This window comes from Terrabacter sp. 2RAF25 (genome assembly GCF_052115265.1).
GTDB lineage: Bacteria > Actinomycetota > Actinomycetes > Actinomycetales > Dermatophilaceae > Terrabacter.
Genome location: NZ_JBFRGJ010000005.1, coordinates 253,664 through 274,558, shown reverse-complemented (window position 1 = coordinate 274,558; position 20,895 = coordinate 253,664). Strand labels below are relative to the sequence as shown.

The following is a 20,895-nucleotide window of genomic DNA, read 5'->3' as shown; positions in this document are numbered from 1 at the left end:
GTGCAGTCGGGTGTCTACTCGGCAGCGGTGCCGCTGCCGGGCTTGAAGTCCGCGGGGATCTCACGGCCGGGGTAGTACTGCTTCTGCAGCCTGGCCCAGGTGCCGTCGGCGACGACCTCGTCGATCGCCTTGTCCAGCGCGGCGCGCAGCTTGTCGTTGCCCGGCGCGACGGCATACGCCATGCCCCCGGGGTCGAGCTGCTTGGCGACCGAGAGGACCTTGCCACCGGAGTCGGCGGCGGTCTTCTCACCGATCTCGGCGGGCGTGATCCACGCGTCGGCGGTTCCGGCCTTCAGCTGGTTGAGCGCGGCGTTGTAGTCGGGGACGCGCACGGGGTTGAGGTTCGAGCGCGTGGCGTAGTCGTCCTGGACGGTGCCCTGCACGACGGCGACCCGCTTGCCGGCGAGCTGGTCGAACGAGGTGATGGTCGAGCCCTTCGGCACGTCGAGGCCGAGGAACCCGAAGTCGTACGTGTTGGTGAAGGCGACCGTCTTCTTGCGGGCCTCGGTGATGCTGATCGACGACGAACCGACGTCGAACTTGCGGGTCTTGACCTGCGCGAGCAGCGAGCTGAACTCGGTGCCGACGAACTCGACCTTGAGGCCGAGCTTGCCGGCGACAGCAGTCAGCAGGTCGTTGTCGAAGCCGGTGAACGTGCCGTTCTTGAGGAAGACGTTCGGCGGGGCGTCCGTCAGCGTGCCGGCGCGCAGGACGCCGGCCTGCTGGAGGTCGTAGGGGTTGTCGGCGGAGCCCGCGCCGGCCGACGAACCGCCGCACGCGGCGAGCGACAGGGCGGCGAGAGCGACGACGGAAGCGGTCAGCGTCCGGCGGGACAGGTTCATGCGAGTTCCTTCTGGATCGGGGCACGGCAAGCCGGGGCGCGCGCGGACGAGGGCGCGGCTCTGGCCTGCCCGCCGGCATCGGTGCACGGCGGGAGAGGGGCGCGACGGGTACGCGGTCGCGGTCGACTCGCGAGGCGACTCAGGAGGCGACTCAGGAGGCGACTCAGGAGGCGACTCAGGAGGCGACTCAGGAGGCGACTCAGGAGGCGGCCGGCAGCAGGCCGAGGAGCGCTGCAGGAGGTCCGTCACGCGAACACCCTTCGCGAACTCCACGTTATAGGACGCCAAACGCCAAGTGATAATCGGTCCATTCCTCGGCCTGAGGAACTCAAGAAAGGCTCAAGGTCGCCCCCGTACCGTCGATCCCGTCGGGCCGCTTCGAGGGGGTGGAGCCGGTGGGGAACCTGACGATGGTGCGCTGGGTGCGTGCTGCGGTGCTGTCGCTGCTCGTCGTGTCGAGCACGCTGGCTGCCCACATCGCCGGCGGGGGCACGCTGCCCGACCCCTCGATGCTGGTGCCCCTGTGCGCGCTGGTGACTCTCTCGTCGGCCGCCCTGCTCCGTCGGCCGCTGTCGTGGTGGTGGTCTGCCGCGATGCTGTTGGCGGGGCAGGCTGCGCTGCACGGTGCCCTCCAGCTTCTCCCGGGACACGCAGGACGGGCAGGACCGGCCGGACCGGCCGTGCCGACCGGCATGCCGGGGCACCTGGCCGGAGGCGACGGGGTCCACCTGCGCACCGACCCTGGCGTGGCGGCTCTTCGGGCACTCACGGAGTGGAGTGCCGACGCCCGCATGCTGGCGGCCCACCTCGGGGCCGCACTGCTGGTCGGCGCGTGGCTGGCGGCGGGCGAGCGGGCCCTCTGGTCGCTGGCCAGGCTGGCGGCGGGCACGATGGCGACCGCCTGGCTCAGGGTGCGCCACGCCCTGAGCGCGGCCTTCGCGACGCCGTTCGTCCTGGCACGACCGCGTTGCCTGACGGTGTGCGCCGTGGCCGTACCACTCGCGATCGATCCGGCGGGGTCCGGCAACAGGCGGCGGGGGCCGCCGACGGGTGGCTTCGTCCGCTCCCCGTGACCCGCCGCATCCTGGCGCGTCGACAGGGGTGCGTGGCGCACAGCCGTCCCCGGCTACGAACCCTTTCGGACCTTCGCCAGAATCGAGCCTTGTCATGTTCCAGAAGTCACGAGTCACCCTGCGCCGCAACGTCACCCGCATCGGAGCGGGCGCGGGCATCGCGCTTGCCGCCACGTTCGCCCTGCCGGGCATCGCCTCGGCCCACGTGAGCATCGAGCCCGGCACCGTGGAGGGTGGTGAGGGCGCCGTCATCGCGGTCCGCGTGCCGAACGAGCGGGACGACGCGAGCACGACCCGGCTGCGGCTCGTCCTGCCCGCCGACAACCCCATCGGCTCGGTGCGCACCACCGAGATGCCGGGGTGGAAGGCGACCACCGCCACCCGCAAGCTGGCCACGCCCATCGACGTCTTCGGCCGCAAGGTCGACACGGTCGTCTCGCAGGTCACCTGGACGTCCACCGACGGCGTGGGCATCCGCCCGGGCCAGTACAAGGACTTCAACCTCAGCCTCGGACCCCTGCCCGAGTCGGGTGAGCTCATCTTCTCCGCGGTGCAGACCTACTCCGGCGGCGAGACCGTCAACTGGAACGAGGTGAGTGCCGACAAGACGACCGAGCCCGAGCACCCGGCCCCGGTCCTGCAGCTCACGCGGGGGGCGAGCGCGGCGGCCACACCCGACGCGAGCGGAGCCGCCACCGGCTCCGGCTCCGGCGCCACCTCCGACACGACCGCGGTCGCAGCGGTCGGCAGCGCCGCCACGTCGGCTGACTCAGGGTCCGGGACCGCCTCGCTCGCCCTCTCGGGGGCCGCCCTGCTCGTGTCGCTCCTGGCGGCCGTTCTCGCGTGGCGCCGCGGCCGTTCCGCTGCGCCCGTCACCGCGACGCCGGCGGCTGCGGCCCCCGTGGCGGGAGGGGCGCCCGGGACGTCACCGGAGCGAGCGCCTGAGGATGCGCGGCCCTGATCCGGTGGGGAGCACGACCATGAGACGCTCACGACGACTGGTGCGGCTGCTCCTTGCCGCACTCGCACTGGCCTTCTCGGCCATCACCCTGGCAACGCCGGCCTGGGCCCACGCAGAGCTCGTCAGCAGCACGCCTGCGAACGGGACGCGCCTCGAGGTGGCCCCCCGGTCGGTCGAGCTGACCTTCACCGAGTCGGTCGACCTCGTCGACGGTGGCCTGCGCCTGCTCGACAGCACCGGGGCCACGCTCGCCACTCCGGAGCCCGTCAAGGCCGGGCACTGGGTCAGCTGGCCGATGCCGTCCTCCTTGGCGAAGGGGGCCTACGTCGTGACGTGGCGCGTGGTCTCCTCGGACGGCCACCCCGTCGACGGCGCCTTCACCTTCGGCATCGGTGCCGCCCCGCCCGCCCTTCCCGACGCCGTCGGCGCCTCGTCCTCGGCCCAGGCCTCGACCGCTCCGGCATACGTCGTGCTGGCCCGGCTGGGCGGCTACCTGTCGCTCGCCGCGTTCGCCGGCGTCGCTGCGTTCCTGCTGTGGTGCGGGCCGGGCGCGCGCCACGACCCCACCCTCCAGCGGATGGCGCGCGCGGGAATCGTCGGCGGCGCGGTGTTCGCCGTGGCGAGCCTGCTCGTCCAGGGGCCGTACGCGGCAGCGCGGCCGCTCGCCGACCTCCTCGACCCGCAGCTGGTTCGGGGCACCCTGGGCACGTCGTTCGGAATGGCCACCCTGTGGAGGGTCGCCCTGTACGGCGTCCTGGCGGCTCTGGCCTGGCGGGTGCCGGCCATCACCGACGGAGCGCGACGCCGCCTCGTGCCCGTCGTCACGGCCGGGGTCGCGGTGACCATCGCGGCGTCGGGTCACGGGGCGGCGTCGGGCGCACCCCTCGACCTGGCGGTCGTCGCCGTGCACGCCCTGACGGCGGCGGTCTGGGTCGGGGGACTCGTCGTCCTCGTCGTCGTGGGACGCTCCGTCGAACGACGTGCGCTGCTCGACTTCTCACGGCTGGCCATGGTCTCCGTCCTGGCCCTGGTCGCGACCGGGGTGCTCAACTCGCTCCAGCACGTCCACGCGATCGAGCAGCTCTTCCTGACGCGCTACGGACTGCTCCTGCTGGGCAAGCTGGCGCTCGTGGCGAGCGCCCTGGCGGCCGCTGCGGTGTCACGCCGTCAGGTCGCGCGCAGCGCGTCCCCGCTCCTCTCGGTGCGGGCCGAGGCGCTGCTCACCGTCGGAGTCCTCGCGGTCACGGCCGCCCTCGGCACGACGACACCACCACCGACCGTCGCGGCCGCGACCGTCAGCGGGCAGCAGGGTGTGACGTCCCCGGTCGACGCCAACCGGCAGGTCAAGATCTCCCTCGGCGACGGCCGCGCGGCACTGCTCGCCGTCCTGCCGGCCACGACGCGGGGGAGCACGTTGCGCGTCCTCGTGACGACCAGTACGGGCGCGCCCGCCGCGGTGACGAGCGTCGCGCTCCAGCTGGGCAACCCGAAGCGGGGGGTGGGTGCCATCCCGGTCCCGCTCGTCCTCAGGGACGGGCTCTGGGAGGCGCGCTACACCTTCCCCCTGAGCGGCACGTGGAAGGCGACGCTGACCGTCAAGGACCGGAGCCTCAGGGCGGTGGTGGCAGGGGGCGACGTCGACATCCTGCCGTGACAGGCGGAGCCCATGCCCGGCGGCAGACGCGTGCGCGTGGGCGAGGTGGACGCGTACACGTGGGTGAGGTGGACGCGTGCGCGTGGGTGAGGTGGACGCCTACGCGTGGGCTGCGGGACGATCCGCGCCCCGACGCCAGGCGGGAGTACCGTAAAGACGGCTCGTAGGTGCCCGGCGCCGCCTGGGAGGAAGGGCGGGGCACGACCGGTCCGTCTGCGCGTCGCACGGTGTCACCGAGGATGTGCATGATGACGACCCTCCGTCAGGCGCTCGAACGACCCACCGAGACCGACGGCCGCGCCCGGTTCCGCCCGGCCACGCCGGCTCGAACAGGGACTGACCTCGTGATCTCGGGGACCACGAGCACCGGACGCGAGCCGGCTCCAGGACCTTGCGGTCGCCCCCTGCCTGCCAAGCACCGGGCGCCCGTGCTGACGGCGCGCACGGTGTACCGGGCGACCATCGCGACGCCAGAGCCCCTGGTCACAGCCACCGAGCGCAACACGGGCACCGTGGTGCTCCTCGCGGGTTCTGTCGGCACGGGCAAGACGACCCTGCTGGCGACCTGGGCCGCACAGCTCGCCCGGCGGGGGGACCGCGTCGGCTGGGCCACCCTGGGTCCTGAGGAGAACGACCCCGATGTCCTCGCCGAGACAGTCCACGGCGCCCTCGTGGCCGCGCTCGACGATGCCCTGCCGCGGCTGGCGGAGCTTCAGCCGGCGAGCCTGCCGACGCACGTCTTCGTCGCGGGCCTGATCGACCTGCTGACTGCTGCTCCCGCCGACACGTGGCTCCTGCTCGACGACCTGCACCTCGTGCGCGACTCCCGCTCCCGCGACCTCATCGACCGGGTCGTACGACAGGCCTCCCCGCGCCTGCACGTCGTCGTCGCCACGCGCGCCGACTCGGGTCTGCACGTCGCGCGGCTGCGGCTCGAGGAGCGCCTCGTCGAGGTCCGCCAGGAGCAGCTGCGTTTCTCGCTCGACGACACCCGTCGGTTCCTGGAGAGCCACGACCTCGCGCTCGCGACCGAGCACGTCGAGAGGTTGCAGACGCTGACCGAGGGCTGGCCGGCCGGGGTGGCCCTCGCTGCGGTGTCCCTGTCCAGGGGGCGGGACCCGGAGACGTTCCTGCACGAGTTCGCCAGCACCGACCGGGCCATGTCCGGCTACCTCGTCGAGGAGGTGCTCGCGAGCGTGGACGAGAGGACTCGGGACTTCCTGCTCTCCACGTCGGTCCTGGAGGAGATGACCCCTGACCTGGCGGCAGCGGTGTCGGGACGGGACGACGCCGGCGAGCTGCTCGCCGAGCTGTCGTCCGACAGCGCGATGGTCGCGGCCGACACGGTCGGCACTCCCACGTATCGCTTCCACCTGCTGCTCCGTAGCTACCTGTCGGCGACGCTCGAGGCGCGCAGCCTCCGCCGGACCCGTGAGGTCCACGCACGGGCCGCCCGTTGGTACTCGGCCCACGACGGGCCCAGCCGAGCCCTTCGGCACGCCGAGGCCGCCGGCGACCTCGACCTCGTCAGCGACGTCCTGCACCACCACGCGCTGCACCTGCTCCTCGACGGGAGGGGGCCCGACCTCGACGCGGCCCTGCGCGTCGTCGAGCCGGGCGATCCCGTGCTGACGGCGCTCGCCGCCCTGGCACGGCTCGACCTCGCCGACCCTGCGGCGGCGCGGAAAGCCCTCGCCTCGCTCCAGGTCCCGGACTCACGCGACGCGCCGGAGGAGCCGGGGAGCGCAGGCGGTGACGGTTCGGGCGACACCGATGCCACCGTCGACAGGCTGGTGGCCGTGGGGCTGCGCTGGCTGGCCCTGCTGGGTGGCGGCGACCTGTCACGGGCGAGCCTGGCCGAGGAGACCACATCTGCCGGGGCGCCGCTGGCGCACGGCTTGGCCAAGCAGGTTCTCGCGACCTTCGACGCCTGGTCGCTCGAAGACCTGCCGATGGGGCGTGTGCCGGATGGCGCCGAGCGGACGGCGGACGGTTCTCCGGCCCACGCCGCGCCGGACGGCGGGTCACCTGTAGCCGCACCCGTCGTCCAGGAGCCTCTCGACAACCTCCCTCACGAGGAGGCGGACCTGCTCCTGCTCGACCGACTGACCAGCGGTGGAGTCCTCCTCGGAGCCGGTCGCCTCGACGAGGCGCACCGGGCCTACACGTCGGCGCTCGACGCGGCGCGGAGCACACGGCACCCCCTCCCGGCGCTGGAGGCGATGACCGGGCTCGCCACGGTGTGCAGTGCCCAGGAGGACCTTGCCGGCATGACCTCCTGGAGCGAGCGCGTGCTCGAGGAGTCCCGGGACACGCCATGGGCGACGTCCCCCCGCCTCGTGTCGGCGCACGTCCTCGGAGCGTGGGCCGCTTTCCACCGGTTCGACGACGACACGGCGAGGGCGCGCGGTGTCGTCGCGACCGGCATCATCGCGTCGGCCCTGGCCGCAGGTCCCGATGGCGACCTCACGGCCGACCCGGACTCCGTGATGCGACGCGGTCTCCAGCAGCTGTCGAGACTGGCGCGCACCCTGGGGGCCGCCCTCGACCTCGCCGAGTCCGTTGAGGAGCCTGGTGGCCGGCAGTCGGTGGCAGCCCGGGTCATGGCCGACGTGCGCGAAGTGCAGACTCTCTCGATGACCCGTGGACTGGCGAAGAGCGAGCTGCACCTCGCGCACCAGCTGCTCCTGGCCGCCGGCTCTCCCCGGCTCGCCCTCGAGGTCGAGGACCTGTACCTCGAGGAGCCCGGGGGCACGCTGGGTGACGACGGTCTCGCGGTGCTGGCGGCTCTGCGTCACCTGCGCGTGGGCTCCGACTCGGTTGCGCGCCGGGCCGTCTCGTCGGTGCTCGCCCGTGGGACCTCCGGGCTCCCGCTGCGCCTGGAGGTGCAGGCGCGGGTCGTCCAGTCCGTGCTCGCGCACCGCAACGACCAGCCGACGGTGGCTCATGAGGCCTTCCTCACTGCGCTGGCCAAGGACGCGCGCCACGGTGGCCTCCGGCTCGTCGTGGGCGCAGCTCCCGACGTCCTGCACGTTCTCAGAGCGGGAGCCGGGCGCTTCGGTGAGCTCGAACAGTTCGCCGAGCGGCTGATCGAGCACCGGCGACGATGGGCGCTGCCCGTAGCCGCCCGGACGGATGTGGCCCTGAGCGCCCGCGAGCTCAGCCTCCTGCGCGAGCTCCCGTCCTTGCTCACGGTCGCGGAGATCGCGGCGGCCCGGGCCGTCAGCCCGAACACCGTCAAGACCCAGCTGCGCTCGCTCTTCCAGAAGCTCGACGTGCGCAGCCGTCGCGACGCCGTGGCTGCGGCCCGCCGGCTGGGACTGCTGTAGCCGCGAGAGGCGCTCGGCCCTCCTCCGGCCGCTCGCAGATGTCACCCCTTCGGGGTGACACCGGCGCGCTGCGCGTGCGTCACGATCGAGTCAGGTGCTTCGGCGGCCCCTGACGGATCACGAGGAGGCGGAGTGCGCTACGAGTTCATCCTGGCTGAGCAGCTGACCGACTCCGCCCACGTCGCCTTTCCCGAGCTCGAGGAGTCGAGGGTCGCCCTGGGCAACAGGGGGTCGATCATGTACGGCGACGTCGTCGACACCCCGCACCTGCACGGGATCCTCGACCGGATCCAGGACCTCGGCCTCACCCTGCTCGAGCTGCGTCGTCTGCCCGACTGACATGCCGACACCCCAGCCCCCGGACGGCCACGCGCCGGAGCCCTCGACCGAGCCGACCAGGCGTTCGGGGGCCGGTCCGTCACGCGGTCGGACCGTGCTCGTCGCGCTGCTCAAGGTCGGGGTCACGGCCGTGGCCGCCTGGTGGTTCACCCGGATCGTGCGCAGTGTCGACTGGCCGGCCGTCTGGGTCGCGATGGCCACCCTCTCACTCGCCGCCGTGGGCGCTCTGCTGCTCGTCGTCGCGCTGCGCCAGTGCCTCAACGCCGGCCCGCTCACGGTCTTCGTCCCGTCCCTGGGCCTGCGCCGGGCGGTGGCCAACGACCTGTCGGCCAACCTCGTGGCCACCGTCGCGCCACCGCCCGGCGACGTCGTCCTGCGGGTCGCGATGCTGCGGTCGTGGGGGATCGACTCCGCTGCCGGCCTGGCCGGCATCTCGCTCAACACCCTCACGTACTACGTGGCGCGGTTCGGCGCGCCGCTGCTCGGCGTGGGACTTGCCATGGCCGTCGGAGAGACGGCGACGGCATACGTCTGGACGGCTGTGTCGAGCGGCGCGGTGAGCCTCGCCGTGGTCGCCGGTCTCGTCGTCGCCTCACGCGGCGAGCGTCCTGCTGCTCTTGCGGCCGGGTGGCTGGCAGCCCGGCTGCGCCGCATCGTGCGTTCGGCAGACCCGGCCGCATGGTCCGAGCGCGCGGCGGACTTCGTGCGGCGCGTCGGAACGGTGCTGCGTCGGGGATGGCTGCGCGCCATGGCGTGCCAGGTCGCGCTCGTCCTCAGTGAGGCGCTGCTCCTTCTCCTGTCACTGCGCTTCGCGGGTGTCCCTGCAGAGGTCGCCCCGCCCGCGACGGTCATCGTGGCCCTGCTCGTCGCCTACCCGCTGACGGCGCTGCCGTTCGGCGGAGTGGGCGTGCTGGACGCGGCGGTGCTCGCCGTCCTCGGCCTCGAGCAGGGACCCTGGGAGTCCTCGGCGGTCGCCGGTCTCGTCGTGTTCCGGGTCTGCTGGCTGCTCGTGCCTCTCGTGACAGGGGCGATCACGCTGGGGTGGTGGCGACGGCACCACGCCACCGAGGCCCGGCCCCTCAGAGCCGCCACACGAGCGGAATGATGCCCACGGCGACCACCATCCACACCAGCAGGACGGGCAGCCCGAGGCGCCAGTAGTCGCCGAACCGGTACCCGCCGGGGCCCATCACCATCATGTTGCCCGGGGTGGCGATCGGCGTGAGCAGCGATGCCGCTCCTGCGACGGCCACGAGCATGAGCACGGGCGCGACCGATGCCCCCGTGTCCTGGGCCGCCGCGACGGCGATCGGCACGACGATCAGCACCGTTGCCGTGTTGCTCACGACCTGGCCGAGCACCGCCGTCAGGGCGAAGATCGCGACGAGGAGCAGGTAGGGCCGGCCGTTGCCGACGATGCCGATGAGCCCGCGGGCGACGAGGTCGGCTGCGCCGCTGGACTGGATGGCGGTCGAGAGCGGGATGAGGCCGCCGATGAGCACGACGGTCTGCCAGGACACCGCGCGGTAGGCCTGGTTGACGGTGATCACCCTCGTCAGCACCATCGCCGTCGCTGCAGCGAGCCCCGCCACCGCGGGCGGCACGACGCCGGCCGCGAGGAAGGCGACCATCACCACGAGGACGGCAATGGCCCGGCCCGATCGCGGACCGAGCGGAACTGCTTGTCGCCGAACGAGATCGGGGGCATCGACCAGGAGCGCGTCCCGGTCGTGCACGAGCTCCTCGATCGACGTCCACGTGCCGTGGAGCAGGAGACTGTCGCCGGCCACCAGCTCGACCGGCCTGGGCCCGACGTCCTTGCCGAGACGCCTGACCCCCAGCACGACGAGGTCGGCCGCGCGCAGCTGACCCGGGAAGGACGTCTCGCCGACGAGCGGCGAACGCGGGGGAACGACCACCTCGGCCACCCCCGTCTCGCGGTTCATGATGCCGCTCGACTCCGTCGTGATCGGACGCATCGCCACCGACAGTCGCAGCTCCGGCACGAGCCGACTGACCGCATCACTGTCGCCGCTGACGACGACGACGTCGTCCTCGGCGACCGCCTCCTCGGCCGCCACTGCGTGGCCGCCGACACTCTGGATGCCGATCAACGTCACGCCTGGGTATGCCGCGAGGTCGAGATGGCCCGCAGGGATCCCGACCACGGGTGAACCGGGCCGCACCCGCAGGCGGTAGAAGCCCTCGTGCAGCTCGTAGTAGGCGGCCAGCCGGCTGGCGTGCCGGCCGAGGTCGCGCACGGGCACGGACGACGGGCGCTGCGGCAGGACCCGCGGGGCCAGGAGCACGACCACGGCGATCGTGCCGAGGACCAGCGGCACCCCGACCACGGCGAAGTCGAAGAAGCGGAACGCCGGGCTGCCCGCGCCGACGGCGGCCTCGGAGACGATGACGTTGACCGGCGAGCCGGTGAGGGCGAGGAGGGAACCGGCACTCCCGGCGAAGGCCATCGGCATCAGGAGCAGCGAGGGCGAGCGGCCGATGCGAAGCGCGAGCGCCAGCACCACCGGCAGCAGTGCCGCGACCGAGCCGTTGAGGGTGATCACGGCGGTCAGGACCGCGCAGAGCGCCAGGACCGCGACGGTGAGGCGAACCACGCCGTCACCGACGACCTCGACGAGCCGCCGGCCGGCCCACGTCGTGACGCCGGCCGAGTCGATGGCCTCGCTGACGACGAACAGGGACGCGATGAAGACCACGACGGGGTCCCCGAAGCCCGACAGCGCCGTGTCGGAGTCGACCAGCCCGGTCGCGTAGAGCGACAGGCAGGTCAGCACGGCCACCGAGCCGACCGGAAGGCGGTTCCAGACGAAGAGCACGACGGTCGCGGCGAGGACGGTCAAGCTCGTGGCCGCCGGGCTCACGGGCAGCACACCGGGCAGCCGCGCGCCAGAGGGCGCTCCGCCCGGCCGTTGCGCAGTCCACACGTCCGGCGGCTGGATCCCATCGGGTCCCCTTTCGCGTGAAGGGCGGTCGGCGCGGCCGGCACACGGAGGCGGGCTCCCGGCAGCGCTCCCACGTGGTCCTGCACCAGCGCTCACGTCCCATGCTTCAGTGGCGGCCCGCGTCTGCGGTCACCCTCGGCGGGTGAATCGGGGTCGGTCGACGGCGGGTCATGCTCGGAGGCACCTGACCTCGTCATGCAAGGAGTCGGCGTGAGCACCCCAGCCATGCGCACACTGGACCCCATCCCGTCGGCCCGGACGTCGGTGACGGTGGAGGTCGTCGACGAGCTCCCCGGCCCGGACGTCGTCGGGGCCGTGGCCGTCCCGGTGGCCGAGGGTGCCGACGCATCCGAGGCGCTCGGCCACGACCCGGCCACCCTCGCGGCCGCCGGGTTCACCGGCGCCCGCGGAGAGACGCTCGTCATCCCGACCGGACCCGGACGCGCCCTCGTGGCCCTCGGCATCGGGCCCGCGGGGGACCTCGACGCGGCCGCCGTCCGCGACCTCGCCGGCACGTTCGCCCGCGCGGTCCCGCGCCATCGGGGCCTTGCCGTGCGTCTCCCGACACGGGGAACCTCGTTGTCGCCCAGAGAGTTCGCGCAAGCCGTCACGGAGGGCGTCCTGCTCGCACGCTGGTCGTTCCACGTGGGTGCGGCTGACGATGCGCCCCACCTCGACCGTCTCGTCGTCGTCGCTTCGAGCGAGCACGCCGAGGCCGTTGGAGAAGGTACGCGCCGAGGCCGCATCCTCGCCCGCGCCGCGGCCCTCGGCCGCGACCTCGCCAACTGCCCGGCAGCGACGCTCACGGCCACACGCATCGCCGAGGTCGCCGAGGAGGTGGCACGCGATGCCGGCCTCGACGTCGAGGTCGACGGTCGTGAGTCGCTGACCGAGATGGGCTGCGGTGGTCTGCTCGGTGTCAACCTCGGCAGCGCCGAGGAGCCGAGGATGGTGCGGCTGCACTACCGACCCGAGGGCACCTCGCGAGGACACCTCGCCCTGGTCGGCAAGGGCATCATGTACGACTCGGGCGGGATCAGTCTCAAGCCGAGCGACGAATCGCACGCCCAGATGAAGAACGACATGACGGGTGCCGCGACCGTGCTGGCCGCCATGTCGGCGTTGCGCGACGTCGGTTGTCAGACCGAGGTGACCGGCTACCTCATGTGCACCGACAACATGCCGTCGGGGTCCGCCCTCAAGCTCGGTGACGTCCTGCGGATGCGCAACGGCAAGACGGTCGAGGTCCTCAACACCGACGCCGAAGGCCGACTCGTCATGGCCGACGCGCTGTCCCTCGCGGTCGAGCTCGGGGTCGATGCCATCGTCGACATCGCGACGCTGACCGGTGCGTGCCTCCGCACCTTCGGGGTCGACATCGCCGGCGTCATGGGCAGCTCCGACGCGCTCGTCGACCAGGTGCGCCGGGCCGGCGACGCCGTGGACGAGCCGGTCTGGCCGTTGCCCCTGCACCGCCCCTACCGGCGCCAGCTCGACTCGCCCATCGCCGACTTCACCAACATGGGAGGACCGAACGCCGGGTCGATCACCGCGGCGTTGTTCCTCGCCGAGTTCGTCGGCGAGGTGCCGTGGGCGCACATCGACATCGCGGGCACGGCGCAGCTGCCCGAGGCGAGGTCGTGGCGCAACAAGGGCGCGACCGGTTTCGGCAGCCGGCTCCTCGTCGAGCTGGCGTGCAGCTTCGAAAGACCCGGGGGAGGCGCCTGATGAGCGCCGTCGCGCCGTCGCCGGAGTCAGCCGCCGACGAGCAGGGCTCGGACGGCGGCCAGCGCGGGGGGATGCAGCGCTTCCTCGACGGGATCGAACGGCTCGGCAACAAGGTGCCCCACCCCGCGCTGATCTTCCTGGGACTCATCGTCGGCGTCATCGTGCTCTCGCACGTCCTCTACCTCACGGGCGCGAGCGTCACGACCGACGTCGCTGAGCCGGGGTCGGTGCCGGCGGTGCCGGACTACGAGGGAGGGACTGCCCTCCCCGGCTACCCGCACCCGCCGACGGGTGTCGTTCCCGACTACCAGATCGAGCGCGAGACCATCACGGCCAACAGCCTGCTCACCGGTGACGGCATCCGCTTCATCTTCACGACGGCCGTCCAGAACTTCAACGACTTCGGCGTCGTGGCAGTCATCCTCGTCGCGATGATCGGCGTCGGCGTGGCCGAGGAGGCCGGACTGATCGCAGCCCTCATCCGGAAGATGGTCAAGGTGGCCCCGCGCGGTGCGATCACGTTCATCATCGTGCTCCTCGGCGGCATCTCGAGCGTTGCGTCGGACGCCGGCTACCTGGTGCTGATCCCTTTGGGGGCAGCCGCTTTCGTGTCCGTCGGACGACATCCGCTCGCCGGCATCGCCGCGGCCTACGCCGGGGTCAGCGCGGCGTTCTTCGTCAACGTGCTCATCACGCCCGCCGACGGCATCATCACCGAGGTCACGAACGAGACGATCGCGCTGGTGGCGCCTGACGTCGAGCTCAACGTGACGCACAACTTCTTCTTCAGCACCGCGTCGCTGCTCTTCTGCGCCCTGGTGATGACCTGGGTGACGGAGCGGCTGCTCGAGCCGCGGCTCGGCAGGTGGAGCCGGTCCGAGGCGCCCACGGACGCACCCGCCGACACGATCCCGACCGACGAGGAGATGGCCCTCGAGTCGAAGGGCCTGCGGATGTCGCTGATCTGGATCGTCGTCGCGGTCGCCGTCGTCACCCTGCTCACCGCCCTGCCCTCCGCACCCCTGCGCAACCCCGACACCGGTGAGATCTTCGGGTCGTCCCCGTTCATGAGCAGCCTGCTCTTCATCATCTCGATGCTCTTCCTCGCGGCCGGGCTCGGCTACGGCCGCGGAGCGAAGACGCTGACGGGCAGCACCAACGTCATCAACGCCGTCGTCAAGACCTTCAACGGCCTGGGCGGCCTGATCTTCCTGATGCTGCTGATCGCCCAGTTCATCGCCTACTTCAACTACTCGAACATCTCGAAGCTGGCTGCGACGGGGCTCGCCGACCTGCTCGAGAGCGCCAACATCGGAGCGCTCGCCCTGCTCATCGGGTTCATCCTGCTCGTGGCCGTGATCGACCTGATCATGCCCGGCGTCATCCCGAAGTGGGCGATCCTCGCGCCGATCTTCATCCCGCTCTTCTACCGGCTGGGGATCGCCCCACAGACGGTGATCGCCGCCTACCGCGTGGGCGACGGGCCGATGAACGTGATCACGCCGCTCATGGTCTACCTGCCGTTCATCGTTCTCGTCTGCCAGCGCTACCAGCGTCGCGCCGGGCTCGGCACCGTGGTGTCGATGATGATCCCGTACACGGCGATCGTGCTCGTCACCTGGATCCTCTTCTTCGTCCTCTGGTACGTGATCGGAATCCCTTGGGGGCCAAGCGCCCCCGTGCACCTCAACTGAGAGCGACGGACTTCGACGGACGACGTGGAACGACGTGGGACGACGTGCAGGACGGGGACGACGTGGACGACAGGGCGGCACCGGGACCGGCTGGGTCCTCGGCGACGTCGGCCGTGTCTCCGGACGGGCCGCTCGAGAGGGTCTCGACCGGGCACCTGCCCGACGACGCCACGGTCACGACGCTGTTGCAGGCGGCATACGCCCTGCACCGCGACGTCCGCGACGGCCACGTCGCGACCTACATCCCACAGCTGGCGAGAGCGGACCCCGGCTGGTGCGCAGCCTCCGTGGTCTCCGTCACCGGCCGCTCGTTCGACGTCGGCGACAGCGACGAGCGCTTCTCGATCCAGAGCGTGTCCAAGCCGTTCGTGCTCGCTCTGGTCATCGAGGCACTGGGTGCTGACCGAGCCCGAGAACTGTTGGGCGCCAACGCGACCGGCCTGCCCTTCGACTCCGTGACTGCCGTCGAGGTGCACGACCACCGCACGATGAACGCGATGGTCAACGCCGGAGCCATCGCCGCGTCGAGCCTCCTGCAGGAGGTCGCGCGCGTCTCGCCGGGAACGTCGGTGCCCGACACTGAGGCGGCCTGGGCATCGGCCCGCGACGGGCTGTCGGCCTTCGCAGGGCGGCGGCTCGAGGTCGACGACGACGTCTACGCCTGCGAGTCCGAAACCAACCTGCGCAACCGTGGCATCGCCCACCTGCTCCGCAGCTACGGCCGCATCCACTGTGAGCCCGAGGTCGCCGTCGACCTCTACACACGGCAGTGTTCGCTCGCAGTCGACGTCCATGACCTGGGAGTCATGGCGGCCACGTTGGCGGACGGGGGAGTGAACCCGGTCACGGGGGAGCGCGTGGTGTCCGACGGCACGTGCGCCCGGGTGCTCGCGGCCATGGCAACCGCCGGACTCTACGAGCTGTCGGGTGACTGGCTCTGGGAGGTCGGCCTGCCCGGCAAGAGCGGGGTCAGTGGCGCCGTGCTGACCGTGGCACCGGGCAAAGGTGGTCTGGCGGCGTGGTCGCCACCTCTCGACGCCGCGGGCAACAGCGTCCGCGGGCAGCTGGTCACCCGGTCGCTGAGCAGGGCGCTGGGGCTCAACGTCTTCGCGTCGAACCCCGACCCGCACGACGTCCCACCGTAACCGGCGTCGTATGACGGGGCGTGCCGCCTCAGCCTCCCGGCGTGGCCACCGTGGCGGGCGAGACGGTCGGCAACCCGAAGCCGTCGACGAAGACGTTGACCGTGACGGTGCCGGACTTCTCGAAGCGGAAGGCGACCGGGAGCAGGCGTCCGGCCCGCACGTCCAGCTTCAGGCCGACCAGCTCGAGATGGAGCCCACCGGGGTACTGCATCGACACGACGCCGTTGGCCGGAACGGCGACGGCGACCGCGGCCTCCGTCCCGTCCGTCCCCTGTCGCATGACGACCTGCTGCGCGTAGACGGTGCTGACGGCCACGAGGCGGTCGGGCAGGTCGCCGTCGTTGGCGAGAGTCGTGAACAGGCCGGTGTTCGTGCCGCCGAGCAGCTTGCGGTCCTCGGGCGCGTCGATCCGAGTGGCAAGCAGACGGATGCGTCCCGCCTCGGCATTGACGCTCGTGCCTCGCGCCGGGTTCGTGATCCGGGCCTGGACGGGGTCGGGCTGATACGTGCAGGCTCCTACGGAGACGACGGCGGCCGTCAGCAGCGCGGCGGGCACGAGCGGACCGAACCTCATACAGGCACGGTAGGAGCGGCCGGGGTCGACCGGGTCACCCTCAGCAGGTGATCGGACGATCGGGCCGTGGCGTACGCCGACAGCGGCAGCGCTGCCGACTCCCTGCCCCTGGAGTCGGCAGCGCCCACCTCCACCGTCGGGGCGCGGTCGCTGCCCGCAGCGCCCTCATCCGGTGGTCCTCACGCCGTTGGGGCGTGCGGAGGCACAGGACAACGGTGCCACGCCGCCCCGGCCCGGGCGGGGGTTTCGCGCAACCCCCGATCCGTCCACTTGCACCTTTCTTGGGACTTTCTTGCACCAACTCGGGCATTCGGGACCTCGATGCCGATTTCGACTGGTACACCTTGCACCAGCACCGGCAAGCCCCCAGCCGGCCGACCCGAGCAGGAGATCTCGCATGAGCGCACCGACGCTGGTTGACGACGACACCGCCGTGACCGCGATGACCGGAAGTGAGCGTGCAGCGATGATCGAGCGCCTGACCCAGGCGTGCGCCACCAGCGTGGTGGCCCCCGTGCGCAGCCGCCGCCACCGGGCCAGCCAGACCGGTCGCTCGTCGGGCATGTGGCGCTGCCAGTGACTGCTCGGGCTGACGTCCCAGCGCTGGGGCGCCCCGGTCGGTGAGACCGTCATCCCACCGGGTACGCCACCGGTATGTCAGCGACCCCCAGCGGCGACAGCCGCCCCCGCACCAGCGCCACCGAGCCTGAGCCCGATTCCCGAACCGAACAGACTCCGGAGTCGCCCGCCGACCTCTCGAAGCCCTCCCTCGTCGCGGTCGTGAAACGCGCTCGCCGCGAGTTCAAGCGCGACAACCTCACCGATCTCGCCGCGTCGCTGACCTACTACGGGCTGCTGTCCATCGCGCCTGCTCTCGTCGTGCTCGTCGCCGCCCTCGGCCTGCTCGGAAGGGACGCGACCGCGCAAGTGGTCGACCAGGTGTCCGCGGTGGCACCCGGGTCCAGCGCGGACTTCGTCCGCACGCTCATCACGCAGGCGCAGGCCAACCGGACCAGCGCCGGGCTCGGCGCCGTCATCGGCCTGCTCGTCGCCCTGTGGTCCGCCTCGGGCTACGTTTCGGCGTTCATGCGCGCCTCCAACGTCATCTACGACAGCCCCGAGGGCCGCCCGATCTGGAAGACGATCCCGATCCGCGTGGGAGTGACGGTCTTCGCCGTCGTCGTCATGGTGCTCAGCGCCGTCATCGTCGTCGTGAGCGGCCCGGTGGCTCGGCAGATCGGCCAGCTCGTCGGCGCCGGCGACACCGGGCTGATGCTCTGGAACGTCCTCAAGTGGCCCGTGCTGCTGCTGCTCGTCTCCGTGCTCTTCGCGGTGCTCTTCTGGGCCAGCCCCAACGCCCGACAGGGCGGCGTGAAGTGGATCAGCCCCGGCGGCATCATCGCGGTGCTCATCTGGCTGGTCGTCTCGGGCCTCTTCGCGGTCTACGTGGCCTACTTCTCCTCCTACAACAAGACCTACGGCTCACTCGCGGGTGTCGTCGTCTTCCTCGTGTGGCTCTGGCTCACCAACATCGCGATCCTGCTCGGGGCGGAGGTCAACGCCGAGCTGGACCGCGGTCGTGCCATTGCGGCCGGCGTGCCGGAGGACCTCGAGCCGTTCGCGGAGCCCCGCGACACGCGTTCGATGACCGACCTCGACAAGCAAGCCGTCGTGGAGGCGGCGGAGCGTCGGCCCCACTGACGGCGTCCTCGGCGGGAGGTCGCGCCTGCCCGTGACCCGGGAGGCCGCACCCGGCCGTGACCCCGCGGGGGGTGTCGTCGTTGTCCGGACAGGCGGCGACGGCGGGAGGCGTCCGATGGGAGATGGCGAACGGTGCCGGGCGGCGGGGCCCGACCCCGACCCCTTCTGCTGGACGTGGCCGGCCGCCGAGCTCGACCGTCGGCTGGCAGGGTCTTCGCGGTCCGGGCGCGCGCGCAGCCGCCACCTGAGGCTCGCCGTGGGTCGCCCCGTCGACGGGGGCCGCCGGCACCGGCCCCGGCCCACCGCCTGACGTGGGCACCGCGTGCGCTGCCGCAGGTCGGCTAGCGCCTGCTGGCGTCGCGGAGGTTGACGAATAGGACGACGGCGGCCAGCGCGACCATCGTCCAGTAGGCCACCGGCTGCCAGTGGGACGCGAAGGCGCCGACGAGGACGACGAGCCCGGCGCCCGCGGCGACGCGGACGGCGTAGTCCACGAGGTAGCCGCGCGTGAAGGCCTCGACGGCGAGGACGAGGACGAGCAGGACGAGCGCCCCGACGGGGCGTTCCGTCGACCCGGGCCTGACGAAACCGGCGAGCAGGTAGATGACGATCGGGGTGCTGACGACGGCCCACGCGCCGAGCAGGCGGTCCCGCGAGCGCTCACTGGCCGTGATCGGGGTCCGGCGGTGCGACAGGTGGGCGTGCGGCGGAGCCGTCGGCACCCCGTCGCGGAGGACGCGTTCCATCCGGGCCCGCTCGTCGCGTACGCGCACGGCTTCCATGCGCATCGCGGTCAGCTCTTCCTCCGCGGCCGTGAGGGCCCTGACCTCGGGGCTGTCGGGCCCCAGCCCGGCGGCGCGCGTGCTGAGGTCGCGTGCAGCGGCCGACTCGGCCTCGGACGCCCTGCTCAGGACCCGGTCGATCTCGGCGATGCGCTCGGCCACCAGCCGCGACTCCGCCTCCGGGCTGGGGGCGACCTTCGCGAGGTGGGCCCAACCCACGGGGTCGCCCCAGGACGGGCGCACGGTGGCGTCGCGGTCGTAGCGGGGCCCGGCAGGGCCGCGCTCACCGCCGAGCCGGTCCTTGGTGTCGTGGCCCCAGAGCCCGCGGTAGTCGCGGACCCAGGCCGTGTCGTCGTCGATGACGACCGGGTGCCACGTCAGCGGAGTGCCCGGCCCGATCGTGAGGCCGTCACCGCGTGCATAGTCGACGTAGGGGATCCCGAGGCCCGAGCCCTGGGCGGCGCGGGCCCACGGAGCGAGAAGCTTGGCGGCCCGGCGGGCCGCCGGGACGAGCCCACCCCACGAGGGCGGCACCACGGTGATCAGGTAGTCACCGGAGAGGTAGGCGCCGGAGTGCGACCCGGCGCCGGCGAAGACGACGGGGTGTCGTCCCGCGACGGTGCTGAGGTCGGGGTCGTCCCAGCGTCGCCGCAGGTCGTCGCCCGTCTCGTCATGGGCGCTGAACACGACCCACCGAGGCGGCGGCAGGCCGTCCTCGTCGAGCGTCCCGCTCCCGTCGAGGAAGACCGTCACCTGCTCCCAGTCGCCCTCGTGCTCGTTGACGCCGGAGAAGCCCGAGCGCCAGTTGTTGAACGCGTAGAAGAACCAGTACTGGCAGACCAGCCAGTCACCGGTCCGGACGACCCTGCCGTAGTAGGTCGGGCGTTCGGGGGACAGGTGGTCCTGCTGCACCGCGTAGGCGGCCGCCGCACTGCCGCCGGGGACCGAGCCGCGCAGCAGCAGCGAGAGGCGACTGAGCGTGTCGACCGTGCGGCCGGTGAGGCCGACCTGGGCCAGCCTGCTGCCGGCCCGGAAGGACGGCCGGGTCCCGGGCAGGGCACGTCGCAGGCGGTCGAGGACCGAACGGGGCTCGGCGATTCCCGAGAGGGACAGGCCGGGCCCCTCGTGCTCGGCCCCGATCCGGGCGAGCCCGGCGAGGTCGAGTGTTCCGGGCTCGGCGAGGATGTCGGTCTCACCTGCGATGTCGCTGACGAGACGGGCGTGCCGGACCCACGCGTCGACGGCGACAGGCACGAAGTACTCGCCGCTGGTGAGTCGGACTACCGGCTCGTGCGCCCGTAGCAGCTCGAGCTCGTCACCCATCGACGTCACCCCGATCCGGCACGACCGGGCTGGCGAGCCGGTCTTGGCACGAGTGTGTCATCCGTGGGCACGACCGCGGCGCCGTTCCAGGTCGCCCGGGTCCTCGGGGCGTCGTGGTTAGGTGGTCACATGCGCGTGACTCATCTCGGACATGCCTGCCTCCTCGTCGAGCTCGCCGACCGGCGCGTCCTCATCGATCCGGGCAGCTTCTCGAGCGGCTTCGACCAGCTCACCGACCTCGACGCGATCCTCGTGACGCACAACCACGCCGACCACTTCGACGCCGACCGGGCGGCCGCGCTCGTGCGAGCCAACCCGTCGGCCACCGTCCACACCGACCCCCTCACCGCGCAGAAGCTCCGTGACGACGGACTCGCGGCCGTCCCCTCGAGACAGGGCGAGGACTTCGCGGTCGGCGACGTGGTGGTGAGCCCAGTGGGTGAGCTCCACGCGTTCAACCACCCCGACATGCCGCGCATCCCCAACATCGGCGTGGTGCTGCGTGCCGACGGGGAGCCGTCGCTGTTCCATCCTGGCGACGCCTATGACGGCGAACCCGGCGACGTCGACGTGCTGGCCCACCCTCTCAGCGCCCCGTGGGCTGCCAGCCGCGACTCGATCGCCTTCGTCGGTCGCATCGCGCCCAAGGTCTTCATCCCCATCCACGACGCACTCCTCAGCGACGTGGGGCACCGGATGTACTCCGGCCACATCGAGCAGTTCGCCGGGGTCGACGGCTTGACCTACACCCCGCTCCGCGACTCAGAGTCGGCGACGTTCTGAC

The 20,895-nt window shown here is 72.1% G+C and carries 16 protein-coding genes; 12 read left to right on the top strand and 4 right to left on the bottom strand.

What is annotated here, in order from left to right; translation table 11 throughout:
• Positions 1-14: 14 nt before the first annotated feature.
• Entirely contained in the window at positions 15-842 is an 828-nt protein-coding gene (locus AB4091_RS14915) for an ABC transporter substrate-binding protein (RefSeq protein ID WP_442292536.1), read from the bottom strand.
• A 395-nt stretch (positions 843-1,237) separates the two neighbouring features.
• On the opposite strand from AB4091_RS14915, the gene AB4091_RS14910 reads away from it, so the two are divergent.
• From AB4091_RS14910 to AB4091_RS14885, 6 genes are all read left to right on the top strand, one after another.
• The gene (locus AB4091_RS14910; RefSeq protein ID WP_442292535.1) at positions 1,238-1,915 is read left to right on the top strand and encodes a hypothetical protein; all 678 of its coding nucleotides are present in this window, start codon (positions 1,238-1,240) and stop codon (positions 1,913-1,915) included.
• A 94-nt stretch (positions 1,916-2,009) separates the two neighbouring features.
• Positions 2,010-2,876: a YcnI family copper-binding membrane protein gene (locus AB4091_RS14905; protein WP_442292534.1), complete on the top strand. Its 867-nt coding sequence runs from the start codon at positions 2,010-2,012 to the stop codon at positions 2,874-2,876.
• Positions 2,877-2,895: 19 nt separating this feature from the next.
• On the top strand, positions 2,896-4,530 hold the full coding sequence (locus AB4091_RS14900) for a copper resistance CopC/CopD family protein (protein ID WP_442292533.1): 1,635 nt from the start codon (positions 2,896-2,898) through the stop codon (positions 4,528-4,530).
• A gap of 248 nt (positions 4,531-4,778) precedes the next feature.
• The gene (locus AB4091_RS14895; RefSeq protein WP_442292532.1) at positions 4,779-7,859 is read left to right on the top strand and encodes an AAA family ATPase; all 3,081 of its coding nucleotides are present in this window, start codon (positions 4,779-4,781) and stop codon (positions 7,857-7,859) included.
• Positions 7,860-7,991: 132 nt separating this feature from the next.
• A complete protein-coding gene (locus tag AB4091_RS14890; RefSeq protein WP_442292531.1) occupies positions 7,992-8,198 on the top strand; it encodes a hypothetical protein in 207 nt (68 codons plus the stop codon).
• A gap of 94 nt (positions 8,199-8,292) precedes the next feature.
• On the top strand, positions 8,293-9,303 hold the full coding sequence (locus AB4091_RS14885; protein ID WP_442292530.1) for a lysylphosphatidylglycerol synthase domain-containing protein: 1,011 nt from the start codon (positions 8,293-8,295) through the stop codon (positions 9,301-9,303).
• On the opposite strand, the gene AB4091_RS14880 is transcribed toward AB4091_RS14885, so the two are convergent.
• Positions 9,278-11,083, bottom strand: coding sequence for an SLC13 family permease (locus AB4091_RS14880; protein ID WP_442292529.1), 1,806 nt, complete (start codon positions 11,081-11,083; stop codon positions 9,278-9,280). The genes AB4091_RS14885 and AB4091_RS14880 overlap by 26 nt on opposite strands.
• A 291-nt stretch (positions 11,084-11,374) precedes the next feature.
• Here AB4091_RS14880 and AB4091_RS14875 point away from each other — a divergent pair, with 291 nt between their 5' ends.
• The 3 genes from AB4091_RS14875 to glsA all read left to right on the top strand — a co-directional run bounded on the left by AB4091_RS14875 (position 11,375) and on the right by glsA (position 15,731).
• The gene (locus AB4091_RS14875; protein WP_442292528.1) at positions 11,375-12,892 is read left to right on the top strand and encodes a leucyl aminopeptidase; all 1,518 of its coding nucleotides are present in this window, start codon (positions 11,375-11,377) and stop codon (positions 12,890-12,892) included.
• Positions 12,892-14,586 carry an AbgT family transporter gene (locus tag AB4091_RS14870; protein WP_442292527.1) on the top strand — a complete coding sequence of 565 codons (1,695 nt, stop codon included), beginning with the start codon at positions 12,892-12,894 and terminating at the stop codon, positions 14,584-14,586. Before AB4091_RS14875 ends, AB4091_RS14870 begins: the two co-directional genes overlap by 1 nt.
• Before the next feature lie 113 nt (positions 14,587-14,699).
• Positions 14,700-15,731 carry a glutaminase A gene (gene glsA / locus AB4091_RS14865; RefSeq protein ID WP_442292526.1) on the top strand — a complete coding sequence of 344 codons (1,032 nt, stop codon included), beginning with the start codon at positions 14,700-14,702 and terminating at the stop codon, positions 15,729-15,731.
• 28 nt (positions 15,732-15,759) lie between these two features.
• Here glsA and AB4091_RS14860 read toward each other — a convergent pair whose 3' ends face one another.
• Entirely contained in the window at positions 15,760-16,305 is a 546-nt protein-coding gene (locus tag AB4091_RS14860; RefSeq protein ID WP_442292525.1) for a copper chaperone PCu(A)C, read from the bottom strand.
• Between the two features lie 397 nt (positions 16,306-16,702).
• On the opposite strand from AB4091_RS14860, the gene AB4091_RS14855 reads away from it, so the two are divergent.
• Both AB4091_RS14855 and AB4091_RS14850 read left to right on the top strand, forming a co-directional pair.
• Complete coding sequence (locus tag AB4091_RS14855; protein ID WP_442292524.1) at positions 16,703-16,885, top strand: hypothetical protein; 183 nt, start codon at positions 16,703-16,705, stop codon at positions 16,883-16,885.
• A 74-nt stretch (positions 16,886-16,959) separates the two neighbouring features.
• On the top strand, positions 16,960-18,006 hold the full coding sequence (locus AB4091_RS14850; protein WP_442292523.1) for a YihY/virulence factor BrkB family protein: 1,047 nt from the start codon (positions 16,960-16,962) through the stop codon (positions 18,004-18,006).
• Positions 18,007-18,347: 341 nt separating this feature from the next.
• On the opposite strand, the gene AB4091_RS14845 is transcribed toward AB4091_RS14850, so the two are convergent.
• Complete coding sequence (locus tag AB4091_RS14845) at positions 18,348-20,111, bottom strand: hypothetical protein (protein WP_442292522.1); 1,764 nt, start codon at positions 20,109-20,111, stop codon at positions 18,348-18,350.
• Positions 20,112-20,240: 129 nt separating this feature from the next.
• Between AB4091_RS14845 and AB4091_RS14840 the strand changes: the two genes are divergently transcribed.
• Positions 20,241-20,894, top strand: coding sequence for an MBL fold metallo-hydrolase (locus AB4091_RS14840; RefSeq protein ID WP_442292521.1), 654 nt, complete (start codon positions 20,241-20,243; stop codon positions 20,892-20,894).
• Position 20,895 lies beyond the last annotated feature (1 nt).